General features: G+C 43.3%; 18 protein-coding genes, 2 tRNA genes, 1 other RNA gene and 3 pseudogenes. 14 read left to right on the top strand and 10 right to left on the bottom strand.

The window, feature by feature from the left end; genetic code table 11:
- Positions 1–71: 71 nt before the first annotated feature.
- From ABUE36_RS10110 to ABUE36_RS10090, 5 genes are all read left to right on the top strand, one after another.
- A complete protein-coding gene (locus ABUE36_RS10110) occupies positions 72–1,457 on the top strand; it encodes an Nramp family divalent metal transporter (RefSeq protein ID WP_162855643.1) in 1,386 nt (461 codons plus the stop codon).
- Between the two features lie 139 nt (positions 1,458–1,596).
- Positions 1,597–1,963: a transfer-messenger RNA gene (ssrA, locus tag ABUE36_RS10105) on the top strand.
- Positions 1,964–2,339: 376 nt separating this feature from the next.
- On the top strand, positions 2,340–3,368 hold the full coding sequence (locus ABUE36_RS10100) for an ROK family glucokinase (protein ID WP_161001675.1): 1,029 nt from the start codon (positions 2,340–2,342) through the stop codon (positions 3,366–3,368).
- 51 nt (positions 3,369–3,419) lie between these two features.
- On the top strand, positions 3,420–4,322 hold the full coding sequence (locus ABUE36_RS10095; protein ID WP_161001676.1) for a GRP family sugar transporter: 903 nt from the start codon (positions 3,420–3,422) through the stop codon (positions 4,320–4,322).
- Between the two features lie 280 nt (positions 4,323–4,602).
- Positions 4,603–5,955 (top strand): glucose-6-phosphate isomerase, encoded by a 1,353-nt coding sequence (locus ABUE36_RS10090; RefSeq protein WP_017262254.1) that lies wholly within the window; start codon positions 4,603–4,605, stop codon positions 5,953–5,955.
- 100 nt (positions 5,956–6,055) lie between these two features.
- Here ABUE36_RS10090 and ABUE36_RS10085 read toward each other — a convergent pair whose 3' ends face one another.
- Entirely contained in the window at positions 6,056–6,592 is a 537-nt protein-coding gene (locus ABUE36_RS10085) for a GNAT family N-acetyltransferase (protein WP_161001677.1), read from the bottom strand.
- 179 nt (positions 6,593–6,771) lie between these two features.
- Here ABUE36_RS10085 and ABUE36_RS10080 point away from each other — a divergent pair, with 179 nt between their 5' ends.
- Together ABUE36_RS10080 and ABUE36_RS10075 are read left to right on the top strand one after the other, a co-directional pair.
- On the top strand, positions 6,772–7,005 hold the full coding sequence (locus ABUE36_RS10080) for a hypothetical protein (protein ID WP_161001678.1): 234 nt from the start codon (positions 6,772–6,774) through the stop codon (positions 7,003–7,005).
- 53 nt (positions 7,006–7,058) lie between these two features.
- On the top strand, positions 7,059–7,676 hold the full coding sequence (locus tag ABUE36_RS10075; RefSeq protein ID WP_161001679.1) for a CHAP domain-containing protein: 618 nt from the start codon (positions 7,059–7,061) through the stop codon (positions 7,674–7,676).
- On the opposite strand, the gene ABUE36_RS10070 is transcribed toward ABUE36_RS10075, so the two are convergent.
- The gene (locus ABUE36_RS10070) at positions 7,666–9,672 is read right to left on the bottom strand and encodes a cation:proton antiporter (protein ID WP_161001680.1); all 2,007 of its coding nucleotides are present in this window, start codon (positions 9,670–9,672) and stop codon (positions 7,666–7,668) included. The genes ABUE36_RS10075 and ABUE36_RS10070 overlap by 11 nt on opposite strands.
- Positions 9,673–9,918: 246 nt before the next feature.
- Between ABUE36_RS10070 and ABUE36_RS10065 the strand changes: the two genes are divergently transcribed.
- A complete protein-coding gene (locus ABUE36_RS10065) occupies positions 9,919–10,368 on the top strand; it encodes a universal stress protein (protein ID WP_161001681.1) in 450 nt (149 codons plus the stop codon).
- A 90-nt stretch (positions 10,369–10,458) separates the two neighbouring features.
- Here the strand turns inward: ABUE36_RS10065 and ABUE36_RS10060 are convergent, their stop codons facing one another.
- The gene (locus tag ABUE36_RS10060; RefSeq protein ID WP_161001682.1) at positions 10,459–10,680 is read right to left on the bottom strand and encodes a helix-turn-helix domain-containing protein; all 222 of its coding nucleotides are present in this window, start codon (positions 10,678–10,680) and stop codon (positions 10,459–10,461) included.
- A gap of 154 nt (positions 10,681–10,834) precedes the next feature.
- On the opposite strand from ABUE36_RS10060, the gene ABUE36_RS10055 reads away from it, so the two are divergent.
- From ABUE36_RS10055 to ABUE36_RS10040, 4 genes are all read left to right on the top strand, one after another.
- Positions 10,835–11,095 carry a hypothetical protein gene (locus tag ABUE36_RS10055; RefSeq protein ID WP_161001683.1) on the top strand — a complete coding sequence of 87 codons (261 nt, stop codon included), beginning with the start codon at positions 10,835–10,837 and terminating at the stop codon, positions 11,093–11,095.
- 188 nt (positions 11,096–11,283) lie between these two features.
- Positions 11,284–11,356: transfer RNA gene (locus tag ABUE36_RS10050), tRNA-Glu, on the top strand.
- A 55-nt stretch (positions 11,357–11,411) separates the two neighbouring features.
- Positions 11,412–11,484: transfer RNA gene (locus ABUE36_RS10045), tRNA-Gln, on the top strand.
- A 303-nt stretch (positions 11,485–11,787) separates the two neighbouring features.
- On the top strand, positions 11,788–12,087 hold the full coding sequence (locus tag ABUE36_RS10040) for a group-specific protein (RefSeq protein WP_191989548.1): 300 nt from the start codon (positions 11,788–11,790) through the stop codon (positions 12,085–12,087).
- A gap of 100 nt (positions 12,088–12,187) precedes the next feature.
- On the opposite strand, the gene ABUE36_RS10035 is transcribed toward ABUE36_RS10040, so the two are convergent.
- Positions 12,188–13,108, bottom strand: a complete 921-nt coding sequence (locus tag ABUE36_RS10035) for an IS30-like element ISLsa1 family transposase (protein WP_420326648.1) — start codon at positions 13,106–13,108, stop codon at positions 12,188–12,190.
- 97 nt (positions 13,109–13,205) lie between these two features.
- Here ABUE36_RS10035 and ABUE36_RS10030 point away from each other — a divergent pair.
- Positions 13,206–13,367: pseudogene (locus ABUE36_RS10030) on the top strand (IS30 family transposase); the annotation flags it as partial.
- Positions 13,368–13,409: 42 nt separating this feature from the next.
- Here ABUE36_RS10030 and ABUE36_RS10025 read toward each other — a convergent pair.
- The 5 genes and pseudogenes from ABUE36_RS10025 to scrK all read right to left on the bottom strand — a co-directional run bounded on the left by ABUE36_RS10025 (position 13,410) and on the right by scrK (position 16,569).
- Positions 13,410–13,802, bottom strand: a complete 393-nt coding sequence (locus ABUE36_RS10025; RefSeq protein ID WP_421016673.1) for a VOC family protein — start codon at positions 13,800–13,802, stop codon at positions 13,410–13,412.
- Between the two features lie 33 nt (positions 13,803–13,835).
- Positions 13,836–14,204 (bottom strand): annotated as a pseudogene (locus ABUE36_RS10020) (fructose permease); the annotation flags it as partial.
- Between the two features lie 14 nt (positions 14,205–14,218).
- Complete coding sequence (locus ABUE36_RS10015; protein ID WP_096109805.1) at positions 14,219–15,148, bottom strand: IS30-like element ISLpl1 family transposase; 930 nt, start codon at positions 15,146–15,148, stop codon at positions 14,219–14,221.
- A gap of 106 nt (positions 15,149–15,254) precedes the next feature.
- A pseudogene (locus ABUE36_RS10010) lies at positions 15,255–15,656 on the bottom strand (fructose permease); the annotation flags it as partial.
- A 40-nt stretch (positions 15,657–15,696) separates the two neighbouring features.
- A complete protein-coding gene (scrK, locus tag ABUE36_RS10005) occupies positions 15,697–16,569 on the bottom strand; it encodes a fructokinase ScrK (protein ID WP_421016672.1) in 873 nt (290 codons plus the stop codon).
- A gap of 543 nt (positions 16,570–17,112) precedes the next feature.
- On the opposite strand from scrK, the gene ABUE36_RS10000 reads away from it, so the two are divergent.
- On the top strand, positions 17,113–18,123 hold the full coding sequence (locus tag ABUE36_RS10000; RefSeq protein ID WP_161002450.1) for a zinc-dependent alcohol dehydrogenase family protein: 1,011 nt from the start codon (positions 17,113–17,115) through the stop codon (positions 18,121–18,123).
- A 244-nt stretch (positions 18,124–18,367) separates the two neighbouring features.
- On the opposite strand, the gene ABUE36_RS09995 is transcribed toward ABUE36_RS10000, so the two are convergent.
- Positions 18,368–19,351, bottom strand: a complete 984-nt coding sequence (locus ABUE36_RS09995) for a LacI family DNA-binding transcriptional regulator (RefSeq protein ID WP_161002451.1) — start codon at positions 19,349–19,351, stop codon at positions 18,368–18,370.
- Between the last annotated feature and the right edge of the window lie 28 nt (positions 19,352–19,379).

Raw genomic sequence — 19,379 nt, 5'->3', positions numbered from 1 at the left:
GATTATTATTCAGGAATCAAAACGGAAAAGAGGGCACGAAAATGAGCAAAAAGCACGAAAAAAAAGAAGTCATGGACGACACGTTGGTGGCCGAGAAGAAGACTTCTAAGAAAAAACACTTTGTTGATACAACTGGTAATCATGCCAAGAGTTTGGATGAAGTGAACGGCTCCATTCTGGTGCCACAGCACGCAGGCTATTTCAGAACGTTACTAGCCTATACTGGACCGGGAGCATTGATCGCCGTTGGGTACATGGATCCTGGTAACTGGATCACGTCAATTGCCGGTGGTGCTCAGTACAAATACGCATTAATCAGTGTCATTCTGTTGTCGAGTTTAATTGCGATGTTGTTGCAAGCAATGTCAGCTCGCTTAGGAATTGTAACTGGTAAAGATTTGGCACAGATGACCCGTGAGCGAACGTCCCGTGGTATGGGAATCTTTCTATGGATCATTACAGAACTTGCAATTATGGCGACGGATGTCGCAGAAATTATTGGTTCAGGGATTGCGCTAGAGTTGTTGTTTGGTTTCCCGTTGATCGTTGGTTTGATTATCACGGCGTTTGATGTTTTGCTGCTGCTAGTGTTGATGAAAATGGGCTTCCGTAAAATTGAAGCGATTGTGGCCACATTGGTGGCTGTTATCCTGTTCGTCTTCTTGTATGAGGTCATTCTGGCCCAGCCAAACGTCCCACAGATCTTCGCTGGCTTCGTGCCACATCCGGGACAATTGCTAACGCACAAACCAATGCTTTACCTAGCATTAGGGATTGTGGGGGCCACGGTTATGCCACATGACTTGTACTTGGGATCATCTATCTCCCAAACGCGGGCTTTGGATCGTGACGATCACGACAGTGTTAAAAAGGCCATTCGTTTTACAGTTGCCGACTCAAACATTCAATTAACGATTGCATTTGTGGTCAACTGTCTGTTATTGATTCTGGGTGCGGCTCTGTTCTACGGCACTAACAGTGAACTCGGTCGCTTCGTTGATTTATTCAATGCGTTAAGCAACTCAAAGATTGTGGGCGCCATTGCCAGCCCATTGCTCAGCATGCTGTTTGCCATCGCGTTACTTGCTTCTGGTCAAAGTTCGACCATTACCGGTACGCTGGCTGGGCAAATAATTATGGAAGGTTTCATTCATCTTCGGATTCCGCTTTGGGCTCAGCGGCTGTTAACACGACTGATGTCCATTACACCAGTGTTGATATTTGCCTTTATCTATCATGGCAATGAGGCCAAGATTGAAAACTTGCTGACGTTATCACAGGTTTTCCTTAGTGTCGCGTTACCGTTTGCCATGGTGCCACTGGTTTTGTTCACCAGTAACAAAGAATTGATGGGTGATTTCCGTAATAAGACATGGGTAAAGTGGACGGCATGGCTCGTCACTGTCGTATTGATTATTTTAAACCTCTGGTTGATTGCTGGGGTCTTCACTGGCTGATCAGGGTTTAAAGCGTGAATTTACTTTGTAAGGAAATAAAACGTCTGCCAATATTTGGTGGGCGTTTTTGTTAGCCCTGAGGCAAGCCTCATACGTAGACGTTTATAAGGTCTCGTGTTATGATAATAGAGCACCTTTTGGGGGTGTTCTGGATTCGACAGGTATAGGTCGAGCTTGAACTGCGCTTCGTGGGTTGCGTCCACGTAAAAACGCTACCTAATTTTTATCTGCAAAAGATAACAATTCTTACGCTTTAGCTGCTTAATTGTAGCTTGACGTAGATCCGTCCGTTACGGCCCAGGTGGCGGGTTACGGGTCTCAAAAATTTGGGCTACGCTGTTAACTCACGCCTGAAGTGAGCAGAAGAGATTAATCAGGCTTAGCTAATCACGGTTGCCCGGTCAAACGGCGTTTTGGTTAGTGAAATTTAAATGGTTTGACTATGAGCGTAGAGGTTCGGGTGGCGATATGCTTGGACGCGGGTTCGATCCCCGCCACCTCCATAAAACTATACTAGTAATGAACTGAATGAGATTAATGCTCATTCTAGATTCATAGAGAACGCGTCATTCTGGCAAATCGTCAGAATGACGTTTTTTTTGCAAAAGTACGTATACAAAATCGTTCGTATGGACAATCTTTAAAACCGTAAGCCTAGTTGGTAAATAATGAAAATTTTTTTCGTGTAAAAATTAATCTGTAATGGACTAGTCCACAATCCGCTAAGCCGCGCGGATTAACGACTTTGCAAGTTGTAAACGTTATCAATAAATTAGAAAAGTTATGTAAAAGGGGTTGTAAAAACGCTTTCATTGTAAGAGAATAAACCGTAAACCTTTTACATGTTTATTTGTTAAGAAGAGAATTGAGGAGAAAAATTTTATGGCTAAGAAGAAAAAGTTAATCGGTGTTGACCTTGGTGGGACAACAATTAAATTCGCGATTTTAACCCTAGATGGTGACGTTCAACAAAAGTGGAGCGTACCAACCAACATTCTTGATGAGGGTTCACACATTATTCCCGATATTGTGCAATCAATTAATCATCACTTGGACTTGTACAAAATGAGTGCCAACGATTTCGCTGGTATTGGGATGGGGACACCTGGGACAGTTGATCTTGCAAACGGAACAGTCACTGCAGCCTACAACTTGAACTGGAAGACAACCCAGAAGGCTAAGGAACAGATCGAAGCTGGTACACATATGAAGTTTGCGTTGGACAACGATGCCAATGTTGCAGCCTTGGGTGAACGTTGGAAGGGTGCCGGTAACAACGAACCAGACGTGGACTTCATTACTTTAGGAACTGGTGTTGGTGGTGGTATTATCGCCAGCGGTCGTTTGCAACACGGTGTTAACGGCGCCGGTGGTGAAGTTGGTCACGTGACCGTTCAACCCGGTGGTTACTTATGTACCTGTGGCAAACATGGTTGTTTGGAAACCTACGCTTCAGCAACAGGGGTTGTTCACTTGGCACACGATTTTGCCGAAGAATATTCTGGTAACTCTAAACTTAAAAAAATGGTCGACAACGGCGATGAAATCACGTCCAAGATTGTCTTTGATTTAGCTAAACAAGGTGACTTTTTGGCTAACGAAGTAACAAACAAAGTGGGCCAGTACCTTGGCTTAGCTGTTGCTAACATGGCGAACGTGTTGAACCCAAGTTACGTTGTTATCGGTGGTGGCGTGTCGGCTGCTGGTCAGTTCTTACTTGACCTTGTTGACAAGACATTCCAGCAGGAGGCCTTTTCAACCGTTCGTGCTTCAACAACGCTGAAATTAGCTAAACTGGGCAACGATGCCGGTGTTATCGGTGCATCATCACTAGCATTACGTTTTGTCGACGGTGCTGACTTAAGTGAAGCTGCTAAAGTGGCCAATGTTGCGGCAACGGTTGCTGAATAATTGAATAAACTAGACAACGAAGAGATTTAGAGAATTGGAGATTTTTGAATCATGGGAGTTACAAACATTCTTATTGCTTTAGTCCCTGTCATTGCCTGGGGGAGCATTGGCCTTGTTTCAGGCCGATTGGGTGGTTCTGCCGCTCAGCAGACGCTCGGTATGACAATGGGGGCTGTTGTTTTTGGAATCATTGCTTGGTTTATTTATCGACCAACATTAGATGCCAAGGTTTGGATTGCCGGAATCTTATCCGGGCTGTTCTGGGTAGTTGGTCAAGGCGGCCAGTTTACCTCCATGAAAGCACTGGGTGTTTCCAAGACGATCCCGATTTCGACCGGGATGCAGCTTGCTGGTAACGCGCTAGCTGGCGTGTTGTTGTTCAGAGAATGGACAACGGGCCGTCAGTACACGTTGGGCACGCTTGCTGTGATTGCCCTGATCATTGGGGCGGCACTTACGTCAAGGGTTGACAAACGAAATGCTACGAAGACGGATCGTCATGAAAATACTGGCGCCGGTGCACGTGCTTTGACGTACTCAACCCTTGGTTACGTCGCTTACACGATCGTAATCAAGAGTTTTGAAAAATGGGGTAATGTTGGTGATGTTACGAACTTTACCCATGCGGTTGTTTTACCACAGTCCATTGGGATGTTCCTTGGTGCAATTGTGTTCGTTATCATGATTGGTGCCCGTAAAGAAATGTGGCAGTTACCATCTTGGAAAAACATTATTACCGGGCTCTTCTGGGGTACTGGTAACCTGTTCATGTTCTTGGCCACAATCAAAGTTGGTTTGGCGGTTGCCTATTCAATGGCCCAGATGGGAATCATCATCTCTACTTTTGGTTCTATTTGGCTGTTGGGTGAACGCAAGACGCATTGGGAAATGGTCAATATCATCATCGGCTCTGTCTTGATTATCGTTGGTGGTATCATGCTTGGAACAATGTAATAGCACTTAAAAAAGTTACAGCAGACGGTGCATGTCTGCTGTTTTTTGTTTGGCAAACAAAAAAACGAACGGAATCTATATCGCTCAATTGTGAAGAAAATTAAAAATTAGACCAAAAAAAATTTGAGTGGTCTAGGTGTTGATAGCATGGGGATGACGAGCAAAAATATTATTGATTTTGGTATATACCAATTTCATGAATTGGCTTTCATTGCCCACAGACCAATGTATTAGTGTATACTTGTAACCGTAATCATTATAAGAAAGAGGTAGGAGAAGCATGGCATATATTTCCTTTGATAGCTCGAATCTGACAAAGTTTGTTCACGATAATGAACTGGGTGAAATGCAGGCAATGGTCACTGCAGCTGACTCAGAATTACGTAATGGTACAGGTGCGGGTGCTGATTTCCGTGACTGGATCGATTTACCAACGAATTACGATAAGGACGAATTCAGCCGCATTAAGGCTGCTGCAAAGAAAATTCAAAGTGATTCAGAAGTATTGGTTGTCATTGGGATCGGTGGGTCATATCTTGGTGCACGTGCAGCCATTGACTTTTTAAACGAAGCCTTTTACACAGCACTTCCTGCTAGTGAACGTAAGGGTGCTTTGGTTCTGTTTGCTGGGAACTCAATTTCATCTTCATATGTTCACGATTTGATTCATGTTATTGGTGACCGTGACTTTTCTGTTAACGTTATTTCGAAATCTGGGACTACGACTGAACCATCAATCGCCTTCCGTATCTTCAAAGACAAGTTGGTTGAAAAGTACGGTGAAGCCGAAGCTAAGAAGCGTATCTATGCAACAACTGACCGTGCTCGCGGTGCGCTGAAGACTGAATCTGACGCTGAGGGTTACGAAGAATTCGTTGTTCCTGATGGCATTGGTGGTCGTTTCTCTGTATTGAGTGCTGTTGGTTTGTTACCAATTGCTGCTTCTGGTGCCGACATTGATAAATTGATGCAAGGTGCTGCAGACGCTTCTAAAGATTACACATCGGACAAGATTGAAGACAACGATGCTTACCGTTATGCCGCTTTGCGGAACATTTTGTACCGCAAGGGCAAGACGACGGAATTGTTGGAAAACTACGAACCAACCATGGCTTCCTTTGCTGAATGGTGGAAGCAATTAATGGGTGAATCAGAAGGAAAGGACCAAAAAGGCATTTACCCATCAAGTGCTAACTTCTCCACTGACTTGCATTCACTAGGCCAGTACATTCAAGAAGGTCGTCGTAACTTAATGGAAACCGTTGTTAAGGTTGATAAACCAAATTATGACATTGACATTCCTAAGGAAGACAGCGACCTTGACCAAATTGGCTACCTTGAAGGCAAGACGATGGATTATGTTAACACGCAAGCATTCCGCGCTGTTACACTAGCCCACACAGACGGCGATGTTCCTGTTATGGCCGTTCACATTCCTGATCAAACGGAATATTCACTTGGCTACTTAATCTACTTCTTCGAAGCTGCTGTGGGTATTTCTGGCTACTTGAACGGGATTAACCCATTCAACCAACCAGGTGTTGAAGCTTATAAAGTTAATATGTTCGCCCTTTTAGGCAAACCCGGATTTGAAAAGGAAACTGCCGAAATTCAAAAGCGTGTTCAAAAATAATTGTTCGTAAGTGACACTGAATAATTATTTAGTACAAATATACAAGTAAAACCGCATCTGCTGAGTAATTCAGTAGGTGCGGTTTTGTTTGTGCTACGTATTAATCTTTGGGAGACTGCCATTCGTCTCGTAAGACTCCATATTTCACAGAATCCCAGTATTGACCCTGCCAATAGCGAACCTGTCGAATCGCTGCTTCCCGTTTCAAGTGTAAATGTTCAGCGACACCAATCATGCGAACATTGCCGGACCAGGTTGTGAGGCCAATGTGAGGAAGGTCGACCATTTGCCACAGTGCATCGATCCATTTGGCCAGCGCTTGATGACCAAGACCTTGATGCCAATTTGTTTGGTCATAAATAGAAATACCCACATCAAGCCACCGTTTAAGGTCACCGTCATCATAATAAGCAAAAACCATACCGACCATCCTATCGTCGACTCTGATAACCTGGCGAAAGGGATTGTGAATATACTGTTCTTTTACGGGACCGTTCACAAATTCTTCACGTGTCGGTAAAACGTCATGAAAGTAAGGACCGTTCCATTTTGTCCACTCAGCATTTGGATTGCTAAAAGCCAATTGCCAAAAGTCAGCAGCTTCGTTTGGCTGTAATTCAGATAAGGTTAATTCCATGAAGTCATCCCCAGATATTATATTGACCCAAGTGTACGCCAATAAAAGGATTTTTAGCAGAATAAACTTACATGCCCCAAAAATGATTTTAGAATTCACAAGCATTTGTTTTGAATAATGATAACGATTAATTATAAATTATGATTACGCAAAAAATTAATCGAAAGAAGGCCATTATTATGATTACAAACGCAACGGAATTTATTCACGATTTACACAAAGTTTTACGCGGTGCAGCTAAACGTGCCGACGAAGATATAACTAAAACCATTAAGACTGTCAGTTATAAATTAAAACAAAGTGGTTCACTTCATTACGAACTTTCGCGGTGGCGTTGCTCGGATGCGCGTCAGCATGAATTTACGTTTAAGAAAAATAATGACGGCACCTATACGTACGTTTATAGTCGCTAAGACAATCATTATCAGGATGAAGCGGATTTAAAGGACAGTGTGGAGGGGACAAAATGAAATTATTCAAGCAAATTGGCACTAGTTTAACGTTAGTCGGGTGTGCGTGTGGTATTACGGTTGGTCTTTCAAATACTCAAGTATCAGCTGATCAAGTTTCTTGGCTGGGTACAACGACAGTTCAAACGCCATCTGCGGTTCAAAATCAAGACAGCGGTTCACTGATAACAGGGAACATAAGCGGAACTCATTTGTTATCTGGTCAAGCATTGATGGCGGCCCAACAAGCTGGGCAACAAGGATTCTATGACGGCATTGATGGCTATCCAGTGGGACAGTGTACGGGATTTGTTGCAGCCGTTTTGCGCCAACAACAAATTCCGGTTAACACATACAGTTATCTGGGTAACGGTGACCAATGGGCCGAATCGGCAACACAACGGGGATTATTGGTCGATTTTCGACCAGCGGTAGGTTCCGTGGTGTCGTTTAAATCGATGCACGTTGCCTATGTTACGGAAGTAAACGATATTACCGGAACCTTCAAAATTATGGAAGGAAATTTTGAAGGACAGGCGCTGCATGAGCGTACCTTAACGATGAACGACGATATTGCAGGGATTATTCATTTTGAAAAGCTGTCGACTGCATCTCAATCTACGCTTACTGTTTGATAAATGCGGCATTATTTTGAATATAAGCCATTTCATCAAAGATAATGTGTTGCTGAAGTGATTCGGCTGTTTCGACATCAATGGTGCCTTTGTCGAGGGCGTTTTGAACAAATTCATATTCGGCGTGGAAAGCGGTTAGAAAAAGTTGATAAACGACTTGCGGGACGGGATCCGGCATGTTCATCCGACGATGGCGTTCCCGATAAAAACGCTGAACATCATGCAGTTCGACGGTCGTGACTTCGCCGTGTTGATGACGTTCTTGTCGAAGGGCGTGCATGACTGCTTGATAGCCAACTTCTTCTAAAGGGCGAATGTCTTCACCGTGCGCATGAAATTGACGCTGCCAATAAAATTGTTCAGCAATCAATGGTGTTGTGAAGAACATTTCTTCGCCAAACTTAAGGTCACGACTCAAGCGACTAGAATGGACACCAAAACGCACTCGGAGCCATAGATTCTGCCAAACGGTATTATTGAACGTGAATTTGGTCAGGTCTAAAAAACGCAGGTAATAATACGTTTCGTCATCGCTAAAATCACCCTGATCATGCTTACGATTGATGACCTCGCGTTCGGCAGCATCAGTAATTTCAAACAGTCGCCGTTGCTCACGACGATGTGGACGATTGTTTTGATGAAGTTGTTGACTCAACGCATCGACCACGATGTGTGTTTCAGTTGGCGCGTTTTTGTTGGAACGAACTTTGTTCATAGCGGTCATAATCATTTCTCGTGTCCACTGGTTCATCGGCTTTGTCTGATTGCCAGTGGGCATTTTTGTGATGATTGGCACAGCGATGGCGGCTACCGTCAGACTGATTAAAATGACCACCGTGACGACGAAGATGAGTGCGTTCCGATCAGTAATTAAATCGTGACCGTTGATGGTTGGCAGCAGGAAGGCTAAGGACAGTGAAATAGTCCCACTGGCACCACTGACCGCCATTAGCCAGGCGTCTTGCCAGCGATGGTTGCTAGAAATGTGCATCCAAACTAAAAAACGCGACCACAGTAAGCGAATAGCAAATTTCAAAACATACAGCACAATCCCAATAATAACCAGCAATCCAAGGAGACCTGGATGCTTAGAAATGATTTGCCCCATGATTGTCGGCAAGGATACGCCTAGAAGGACGAAAACAACCCCTGTGAGCGCATCCTGAACAATTTCCCATATGTTTGACCGGACGAGCTGTACCCGACTTGAAACAAGCTGTAAACTGTCATTTTCCATTCCTTGAAACAAGCCAGCAGCAACGACCGCCAAAATTCCGGACAACGTTAAGCGTTCGGCGACGAAATAAGCTAGAAATGGCACTAATAATTCTAATGTAATCATGACGAATGGTGTGTCATCACCAGCTTGAATAAGCTCGCGGCGAATGCTTAAAAAGAGTGCACCGATAATTGCCCCGGTGATCAAGCCTCCGATAAACTCTAACGCAAACACACCAACTGCTCTGTTAGTCGAAAATGAACCAGTAGTAAAGGCTAGTAGGGACAGATCGAATGCCACAAAGCCGGATGCGTCGTTAAATAATGATTCGTTTTGCATGATAGTGAAGGGAACTTGGAAGTTTGGATTGGGCTGAGCAAAAGCGCTGACAGCTGATGCATCGGTTGGGGTCACGATAGCACATAGCGCAATGGCTAAGGCTAGTGGCAGAAATGGAAACAGTAAGTGAAGTGCACTACCAACGATAATCACGGTGGCAATGACAAGCATGATGGACAGCGAAAAAATGTTGATGGCGCCGCGACCAATCCAGTAGCGAGAGGCCGATTGTGCTTCGTTATAGAGCAAAGGAGCCACGATGAAAAATAAAAACAAATTGGGATTAAAAATGTAGTGGTGATACAGCGGCAGCAGCGCCAATAAAATCCCCACCACAATAAAGACAATGGGGAGCGGCACGCGGTTGAGATGATGATGCATGATCACAGCGGCCACGACTGCAATTAAAATGATGAGAAGAAAGAATGTATTCTCCATATCAAGGCTCCATTTCATTAGGTTCTGTATACAACAATCATGGACGAAATTAATGATCGACGCAAACAAAAATGTCTTCAAAAAACAATCTGGCGTATTGCTGAATATCCTTGGCAGTTACTAGCAAATTTTGTAACAAGGACGATTGACGATCAACAACAGGAATACAGGCGTAAAAAATGCAGTCAAAATAGTTTTATGTTATAAATACAATAAGCTAAGGAAATGAAATATAGGAGGCAGAACATGACATTTAAACCGAAACGCATTTTAGTTCCGACAGATGGCTCAGAAAACGCACAGTTAGCCTTGCGTAAAGCAGTTGATATTGCTAAAGCGGCGGGTGCAGACATTCTATTACTGCAAGTTGTTGCGCCGTTGTATGCGGCTCCTGAATACGCAATGGCGGGGATGTCAGAAGGAATGCTGACGCAGGCTAAAAAATATGTTGGAGAACTGGCGCAAAAGATGCAGGCAGAAACTGGCTTTGACCGTATTTCGGCCTTTGCAATGCAGGACGCGCCAAAGCCAACGATTGCCAAGACTTTTCCAGAGCATCATGACATCGACTTAATTGTTATCGGTGCTACTGGAACAAACGCATTTGAGCGAGCAATTCTCGGATCAACAACAGGATACGTGGTGCGTAATGCGGACGTAGATGTGCTAGTTGTCAAAGAGGATGAAACTGAATAAATTCAGAATTGACAACAAAAAACGGCGCCCTGAAATATCAGGTGCGTCGTTTTTTGAGTTTAATATGATGCTCCACAATCATGATAATTATTAAGATAATCTAGTAGGATCATCACTTTGTGTCGTTTGCATAAATACTTCCAGTGGAATGCCAAAATGCTGGTTAAGTAAAGAAATCTCACGAACGTTAAATTGAGAATGCCCGTGTAATTTGCGACTTACAGTACTTTTGTTGATTTGCAATAAATCGGCGACCTCAAGCTGTGTTATACCCCTTGATTTCAGCCATCCCGAGACTGGGAAAATTTCCATGGTTACCACGCCCTTAATAATTAAATGTTTAAACCGTTCCCTTATATGGGAATAGTAACCTTAATTCTCGATGCTCGCAAGTCGAATTTCTTATTTACCGCGTATTCCCGTCAATAAATTGATAAAATGAGCACTAAAGGAGCTGACTTGCAACATGGAAACAAAACCAACTGATATTCAAACGTGGTTACACCTTTCGCGAAAGCAAAAGGGTCTCACTGGCAAGGAAGTGTTGCGACAACTGGAGGAGCGTTACAACTTTCGAATTAGTAAATCAGCTTTTTATCGTTATGAAGATCCTGATACTAGCCTTAAGTCGATTCCACTTTTGCTGATAGTTGCCTTATGTGACATTTACGATCGAGACTTTGAGGAGCCATTTAAAATTGTTCGCAAACAAATTTCGATAGACTAATAATGGCCGCCGCAGGGTGGTGTTTTTATTTCAGTAGCTTAACGGCTGTTACATTATTGCAACGGCCGTTATTTTTAGTTTTAGACTTAAAAAAAGCAATGAAAAATGAGAATTTAAAAAAGTCGCCATTTTTATGCGTTAAGGCGTTGACGTCATCTGTCAGTACTGTATAATTAATTAAGTAAATTTGCCCCATGGTCAAATTGGTTAAGACGTCGCCCTCTCAAGGCGGAGTTCTGGGTTCGATCCCCAGTGGGGTGATTTAAAGTCACCCGGGCGCTTGCTTGGCAGATTTACGACTTTAATAATGGATTATTGGGTATTAGCCAAATTGGTAAGGCACCGGACTCTGAATCCGTAATGTACTGGTTCGAATCCAGTATACCCAATTATTGCGTTCACAAGAACGCCGGTATCAAAGGGTTTCTAAGCCTTATTTTCAAAACCGTGTACGAACCGTGTACGAGATTGAAAAGCTTAGAGCTCTTTTTTTGTTTTCAAACTAAAATGTGTCGTACATTCGGATTCTTAAGAATGATTTTCAAACAAAGCCTGCCAGAAACAGATGACACATCGAATCTTAAAAAAGATAGTCAGGTGATTTTATCAATTATTACATTGCTAGCTCGTTTGCTAACATACCGCTCGTTCGTGAAATTGCGGCTCGTCTGGATCAATCAGGGTGTCAAAACGTGTATGACTGGACCGTTAATGAAGCCAATACTGTTGAAGCGTTACAAAAAATTGGTATTCACGAGAAAACGGCAGTCATGAGTTGCGATGTGTTTATCATGATTTATCCGGCCGGAAAGGGCGCCAACACTGAGCTGGGATTGGCGTTAGCCGCAGATAGAAAAATATATATTTATGCTACAAATCATGATATTTGGAATGTCGCCAAAACCAGCACGTTTTACCAATTGCCTGAGGTTACTATCGTTTCTGGCAGTATCGCTAAGCTTACGGCCTTAGTGTTAGATACTGCTAAGTGATACGAATAAAATTTAATCGCTAAATATTGTTTGACGTTGTGGTTACAAAATAAGCCGACCATTTCCTGGTTCGGCTTTTTTTGTTGGGCAAATTACAAGTTTAATCCGAACAAGCCCGGAATCTTTCAATGGCAGTCTGTTGATGATGTATTTTTAATGGTCGTTGATTAATTAGTTCAAGTGCTACTAGGATCTCATCAGTCGTTACTTGGCTAAAATTGGTCTTTTTCGGGAAGAACCAGCGTAACCGTCTATTAAAATATTCATTGGAACCTCGCTCCCATGGTGAATATGGATGGCAAAAATAAACTTTGATCTGATAATCCTGTTCTAAGGCCTGATAATTGGCAAACTCTTTACCATGATCAACAGTAATGGATTTTACTTGGGGACCGAAGGCCCCCATAAACTTGCCAAAGGCGGTGTTTAGAGCCTTAGCCGTTCTATTAGGGGCTTTGATGGCCCATAGAAGTCGGGTCTTACGTTCTACGAATGTAACCAGACATGATCGTGACTCACTTCGACTAGAAAGCACCGTATCTACTTCCCAATGACCAAAAGCTAATCGTTGATTAACAGTTGTTGGCCGTTGTTCGATGGAAGTCCCACTTGTAAATTTCCCACGATTTTCGCTCACTCGGTGCTGGCGGACATTCCGATTGGGTAGATCAGTCAATTTGAAGGGGAGCCAGCCACGATTAAGCCAATTATAAATTGACGCAGTGCTCAAGTTATAAGCGGCCGCAATGGTTTCTGGTGACCAGGTTAATCGTAAGTGATTGGTAATTAAAGTCGCTAATGCTGCCGTCAGCATCGAACGACGACCGCAATTCCGCCTTTTGCGATCTGCATCTTGCTGAGCTAATTCTGGATCATAAGGTTTAACCCGGTCCAACTCATAGCTAATCGTAGCTTTGGCGACGCCTAAGGCGTCAGCCATTACTTGGTAAGATTTATTCCCCTCATTGACCAGTTGTGCTAGTGCGCCACGTTGAAAACGTGATAAAGTAGATGTACCCAAAGTAATCACTCCCTATATTGGTTGGAATTAGCTACTACCATTGTAAGTGATTACTTTGGGCTTTTTAATTTCTGTTCGGATTAATTATAGAATTTGCCATTTACGTTATTTTTATCCTAAGGGGACTCGTTTTGAGCACATTAGTGCTCAAGATTTAACGACGACGTTACTCCAAATTAACCAGAGACCGCTTAAAATACTTGACTGGAAAACACCGTATCAGGTTATGCTGACCAATTTGTCCAAAAATTCGGATTAAATTTGCAATCTACCTTATATTCAACTTTTTGTGATGCTGTTTTTAAGCAGTAACAATTTGGCAAAATTCTACAATTTCACCATTAGGTCCCTGGATATTAAAGTATTTAATTCCGTGGTCCCAGAAGGGCAGTGATTGAACTTCGTGGTCAATCATTGTGAAACCGGCGTCTTTAGCGGCAATGAATGCTTCATCCGCGTTGCTAGTATTTAGGGAAATATGATTGATTGCACCAGGCTTCATTGGCGTTTCATCAGCTGTCCAAGTTTCAATAGTGAGGTGGTTAAGCGTCATGAAAGCAACTTGACCGTCGCCATTCTTGAATTGGCCCCGTTTAGTAAAACCGAGTGATTCCCAAAAAGCAATGGACTTAGATAAATCTGTTGTTGGAATACCCACGTGTTGAACGTCGTCGATAAAATCTGTAATTTTCATAATGATATCCTTTCAAGTTTGAGTGACTTTTGATTAAGCATTCGTTTGTTTCGGGGATGGTGTGGCGTTTTCTGCATGGCCAACATCCAGGGCTTGATGCTTTAAGTTAGGGAACACAACACGGTCCGCAATTCCCGTGATGCCGCCTTGGAAGACGAAGGCAAACAGGGTGCCAATCCCAAAATTAGTGAAGTCGCGGGTGATGGCAAACGCAATGATGGCCATGATGGTCGGTGGAATGTAAGAAGCCCACATTGCTAGGTTGGCGTTACCACGACAATATTTGAAACGAAGAATCTGCATTAAATCATCTGCTGGATGCAAAACGAGGTTGACGCGTTGGTAAATTGAAATTGCGATAGCGATGAGTGCAACGCCAAGAAAATTTAAAATGACGTAAAAGGTAGATTGCAAATTTAATCCGAATTTTTGGACAAATTGGTCAGCATAACCTGATACGGTGTTTTCCAGTCAAGTATTTTAAGCGGTCTCTGGTTAATTTGGAGTAACGTCGTCGTTAAATCTTGAGCACTAATGTGCTCAAAACGAGTCCCCTTAGGATAAAAATAACGTAAATTCCGATTAAAGCGTTCATTACTACCACGTTCAGCTGGCGTATAAGCATGACAGTAATAGGTCTTAATACCATATTGTGATTCAAATGATACTAGCCCACTAAACTCAGTACCACGGTCCACAGTAAAACTGTGCACCGGTCCATTAAAAGTTGTTAGGAACTTAGTCAGTGCTTCATTAACACTCGCTGTCGTTCGGTCCTTTAACCGATATGCCCAAAGGAACCGTGATTTGCGATCGATTAAAGTTAATAAAACTGCCTTACTATGCCCACGAGGGCCAACGACGGTATCTAGTTCAAAATCACCGATGCGATTACGTTGATTAATCATCATGGGACGCTGTTCAATCGATCGCCCCAAAGATTGATTATATTTGGATCGTTGGTCAACGTTACGCCGTTGGCGTACGCCATGTTCAGGTAGATCATTCAAGGAGAAACCAATTCTCCCCTGATTTAGCCAATTATAAATAGATTTAGTCGCTAGTTTAAATTCGTGAGCAATCATTCCTGGTGACCAGCTTAGATGTAAATGGTTGAGAATTGTTTGCTTTAACTCATCGCTCAGCTTAGTTTTCCGACCACATCGTGATCGCTTGTATTCGGCATCTGTTTGTGCTAATTCAGCCTGATAAGGTTGACATCGAGATAATTCATAAGAAATTGTTGACGGTGATCGGTTCAGCCGAACGCCCATTTGGATATTGGACAGCCCTAGTTCACAAAAGGTTTCGATTTTAATTCGTTCGGAATAGGTTATACTAGACAAAAGATCAGCTCCTAAAAGATGGGTTTGTTGTAAACACCATTTTAAAGGAAGCTGATCTTTTTTGTCCGAACAGCGTTCGGATTAATTTTACAATCTACTAAAAGCTAATCATCCAAATGCCATGGGCCTGCGGGAGGCCAGCAAATAATTGTGGATAAACACCGTTAAAGAAATCCGCAAATAGTTGAATCAAGGCTGAGAAGGGCACCATAAAAATCAAGTTGCCGAGAGCCCGACGCCATTCCCATTTGCCCACTAAAATGGCGTTTAAGACAGTGGTCAACATTCCAAAGATAAGGAATGCCCAGAATAGATTCCAGTGAATGGCAGTCCCTAAATTCGCCTCAGCAGCCGTCCAATACGCGGAACCAAGAAAAGATGGGTGAATCTTTGACGACGTGACCAAGGTTAAGACATTTCCCGCCGAGTTAATTACCAATGAAAGAATGAAAAGGCCGATTGCAGATCCCATGGAAATGGTACGGCCATTGTTTGATTGTGTCGTCATGTTGAAAACTCCTCACTTAATATAGGACCAAAGAAACGCGTTATGCTTGTAGTTCTCGCAATGCTAATGCAAAGTTACCCAGTGTCGCTGAGCCGTTATGTTTAATGGCAGGCATGGCGATGTAATCGTCAAGATTACCAACATTAACGTAGTCGTTCAGAAGTTCACTGAACTGTTGGCGAACTTTCTTTAAAAATGTCTCGCTGACCACGCCGCCACCAAAAATGATTTTGCCGGGTCTCATAATTAGCGTGACCTGCAATGCTGCTTGGGCAACGTAATATGCCATGATGTCCCAGACATGGTCAGTTAATGGGACTTCCTTGCCAGGTTTGCCAGTCCGAGCTTCAAACGTTGGCCCAGCGACTAAACCTTCAAGACAGTCGCCGTGAAATGGGCAAATACCTTTGAAATCGAGGTCATCAGGGTGACGTTTGAGACGCACATGGCCCATTTCTGGATGGCCCATTTCACCAAGAAAGTCGCCATCAATAATGGCGCCAGCGCCAACACCAGTACCAATGGTGTAGTAAACCAACGAGTTGATTCGTTCATTGGTTAGCGTCGACATAACATACTCACCATAAGCTGAACCATTGACGTCAGTTGTCCAAAACATGGGAATGTCAAAGGCTTTTTTTAATGTGCCAATGAAGTCTGTATCTGCCCAATTAGGCTTAGGTGTATTGGTGATGTAACCGTACTTGGGATCGTTACGGCGTAGTTCAATTGGACCAAATGAGGCCACCGATAGTGCTTTAATATCGAATTGACGAAAGTAGTCAATCGTCTTTTGGAGGGTTTCCGCCGGCGTGGTTGTGGGGAAACTAACAATATCCTTCGTTCGGTAATTTTCGTCACCAACGGCACAAACAAATTTAGTACCGCCTGCTTCAACGCTACCTAATAACATAGTGATGCTTCCTTTCTGATACTCAGTAAATGTAGTTGAAATAAAAATGTGAATGATTAATTTAAAACTTGTAAGCGATTACAATGTCTAATCATAGCCACACACAGAAAGGAGAACAATCTTTATTTGAGGATATTGTTAACTTAATCACTAACCATGTTGATTGTTATACTCCCGTTGTGATGGGCTTTTAAAGGGGGTAAAGGAAATCAATTAGGCAGCTGTGAAAGCCGAAGAACGGTCAAAGCACCGAGACAAACGTTTGTCTTTGAAAGGCGAAAAATCATTATGAAAATGGTTAATCGTTTTCATGTAGTCAAGTTAAAAACGATAGAGACAAACGTTTGTTTTAAACGCAATGAAGGTGAGCAAAACATTGAAGTAACAGGCCCGAAACAGGTGAAGATACTGCCTAGGCAAGGCTGACAACTGGGGTCAATTTGGCCTAATTTGCTTTAAAAGTGGGTTGTTTCATGACCGGAGAATTTTTACAATAACGAATGTTATGAAATTCACATACAAATCAGAAACGGGGTTTATGAAATGAAGGCACTTGTTCTTGAAGGCTTAAAAGATATGAACGTGCGTGATATCGACGCACCCAAGGTTCCAGCCAATGAAGTAAAAATCCAAATGAAATATGCGGGCATCTGTGGCACGGATACGCATCTTTACCAAGGGCTCCCAGGTTCAGCTCAAGCAACGCCACCAATCGTTTTAGGTCATGAGAATTCAGGTCAAGTGGTCGAAGTTGGTGCTGACGTCACGACAATTAAAGTTGGCGATCGGGTGACAATTGACCCCAACATTTACTGTGGTCATTGTCGTTACTGTCGTGAAGGCCGTCCTCAATTGTGTGAGAACTTGTCAGCCGTTGGTGTAACACGGAATGGTGGACTTGCGGAGTTTGTTACTGCCCCAGAATCTGTCGTTTACCCAATTCCTGATGAACTGTCTTTTAAAGCGGCTGCTTTAACCGAACCAGTTAGTTGTGCTGTGCATGGGGTGAAATTACTGGATTTAGATCCTGCCCAACATGTGTTAATTATTGGTGATGGTTTTATCGCCCAACTGTTTACAGCGATGATTAAGTCATTGGGTGTGACGCATGTTGACGTTAGTGGTCACAATGATCAAAAACGTGACCTGATGAAACGTTTGGGTGCTGAGAACGTTTATAACAACGGCACCGAAACTGTTCCTTCTGGTTATGACGTGGTCGTTGAAGTTGTTGGCGCACCTGCGACTCAAGCTGCCGCGGTTGACGCTGCAGGTAAGGGTGGTCAGGTCTTGATGTTTGGGGTTGCTAACCCAGATCAAACTTTCGCACTGAACTCTTATGACATTTTCCAAAAAGAACTGACAATTAAAGGTTCCTTCATCAACCCATACGCTTTTGAAGATTCACTGGCATTTTTGGCAGGTCATCAGGAATTAGTTGAATCATTAATTTCAGATGAATTAACGTTTGACCAAGTTGCTGATTTTCTTGGTGGCAAGTTTGATCACAAAGTCAACAAAGCCATCGTCAACGTTAGCGAAAGTGTTAAATAGTTAAGCAATATTTTCCCGGAATCAAATTTTTGTTGTATGCAAAAAGCACGCGTTCTCCTCACTTTTTAGTGAGGGAACGCGTGCTTTTACTTGCTACAGAATCTATTTAATTAGCGATGATCCGAATCTGCGTTTAAGGTTAATTGCATTTCTACAAATGGATACTGACCACCATTTGTGGCTTGCCTTTTCCTTGGCCCGTTAATGATGGTTCCAGTCCGAGACCAACTTCAACAATCGAACACTAAAAGTTTTGGTGTAACGTGACTGGTAACCGTTGGGTCGTAATTGGCGCAGTCGGTGTCGCAATTCGGTTGAGCAAAGTTGTTACAGCGGCGTGACCAATGGCATACGTCGACTGTTGGACGGCAACCAGATCCACATCGAGGTAATCAAACCAACTGAGGTAGTCAAATGTGCCCAACTTAAAAGTAGCAAGTTTTCCCTGTTGCTTGAGCAATTTCATGACTTGGCTGAGGATAACACTGTCAGCAACTATCAGGCTATCGATTTTTTCCTGTTGTAGGAGTTCGTTGAGCGCTTTAGCCGTGGCAGCAGGCGTATAGTCCGTTTGACGGGTGAGGTTACGTTTGGCTGGCAAACCATTATCCGTGAGCGCTTGTTGGTAACCATTGAGACGCTCGATTGCTGAAAACGCGACCTGACTACCAATAAAACCAATCCGTTTGCCACCGGCGTCAATCAAGCGCTGAGTCAGATCACGAGCGGCGGCCGGATTATCTGTTAACACAGCATCATAGTGATGAATGCTATCTGCATTGGGCACTCGGTCCACGAAAACAGTGGGTGTGGTTTGCGTTAGCTTATCGTAGTTATCAATCCCACCAGTACTGGCAATAATTAAACCGTCAACCATCTGACCGGTTAGCGCATTCAAAAAACGCGTTTCTTTTGCAGCTTGTTCATCTGTATTAAACAACACCATGCGTTTACCAGACAGGGCCAATTCGTCGCCGATACCGCGAAGAAGCTCCGTGAAGTAGGGATTAAGAATATTACTGACAATGATACCGATCGTGTCCGTTTGTTGATTACGAATACTTTGCGCCAACGTATTTGGCTGAAAGTTCATGTCTTCTGCAATTTGATGAATTCGTGCCCGTGTGGCAGGTGTCACGCGGGGACTATCCCTCAGGGCGCGAGAAACCGTTGACGGTGCCATCCCGACACGTTTGGCAACATCTGCTAACGTTACGTGTTTTGCCATGTTAACTTCCTCCGTTTGCAACAAAAGA

The organism is Furfurilactobacillus cerevisiae (genome assembly GCF_048961765.1).
Taxonomy (GTDB): Bacteria; Bacillota; Bacilli; order Lactobacillales; family Lactobacillaceae; genus Furfurilactobacillus; species Furfurilactobacillus milii_A.
This window is presented reverse-complemented; position numbering and strand designations above follow the sequence as displayed.

Coding starts and splice junctions, on each gene's coding strand:
- ABUE36_RS10085 (WP_161001677.1), bottom strand. CDS start 6,592: ATGGAATTAACCTTATCTGAATTACAGCCAAACGAAGCTGCTGACTTT.
- ABUE36_RS09995 (WP_161002451.1), bottom strand. CDS start 19,351: ATGGCAAAACACGTAACGTTAGCAGATGTTGCCAAACGTGTCGGGATG.
- ABUE36_RS10055 (WP_161001683.1), top strand. CDS start 10,835: ATGGAAACAAAACCAACTGATATTCAAACGTGGTTACACCTTTCGCGA.
- scrK (WP_421016672.1), bottom strand. CDS start 16,569: ATGTTATTAGGTAGCGTTGAAGCAGGCGGTACTAAATTTGTTTGTGCC.
- ABUE36_RS10095 (WP_161001676.1), top strand. CDS start 3,420: ATGGGAGTTACAAACATTCTTATTGCTTTAGTCCCTGTCATTGCCTGG.
- ABUE36_RS10075 (WP_161001679.1), top strand. CDS start 7,059: ATGAAATTATTCAAGCAAATTGGCACTAGTTTAACGTTAGTCGGGTGT.
- ABUE36_RS10070 (WP_161001680.1), bottom strand. CDS start 9,672: ATGGAGAATACATTCTTTCTTCTCATCATTTTAATTGCAGTCGTGGCC.
- ABUE36_RS10025 (WP_421016673.1), bottom strand. CDS start 13,802: ATGAAAATTACAGATTTTATCGACGACGTTCAACACGTGGGTATTCCA.
- ABUE36_RS10100 (WP_161001675.1), top strand. CDS start 2,340: ATGGCTAAGAAGAAAAAGTTAATCGGTGTTGACCTTGGTGGGACAACA.
- ABUE36_RS10065 (WP_161001681.1), top strand. CDS start 9,919: ATGACATTTAAACCGAAACGCATTTTAGTTCCGACAGATGGCTCAGAA.
- ABUE36_RS10060 (WP_161001682.1), bottom strand. CDS start 10,680: ATGGAAATTTTCCCAGTCTCGGGATGGCTGAAATCAAGGGGTATAACA.
- ABUE36_RS10000 (WP_161002450.1), top strand. CDS start 17,113: ATGAAGGCACTTGTTCTTGAAGGCTTAAAAGATATGAACGTGCGTGAT.
- ABUE36_RS10110 (WP_162855643.1), top strand. CDS start 72: ATGGACGACACGTTGGTGGCCGAGAAGAAGACTTCTAAGAAAAAACAC.
- ABUE36_RS10080 (WP_161001678.1), top strand. CDS start 6,772: ATGATTACAAACGCAACGGAATTTATTCACGATTTACACAAAGTTTTA.
- ABUE36_RS10090 (WP_017262254.1), top strand. CDS start 4,603: ATGGCATATATTTCCTTTGATAGCTCGAATCTGACAAAGTTTGTTCAC.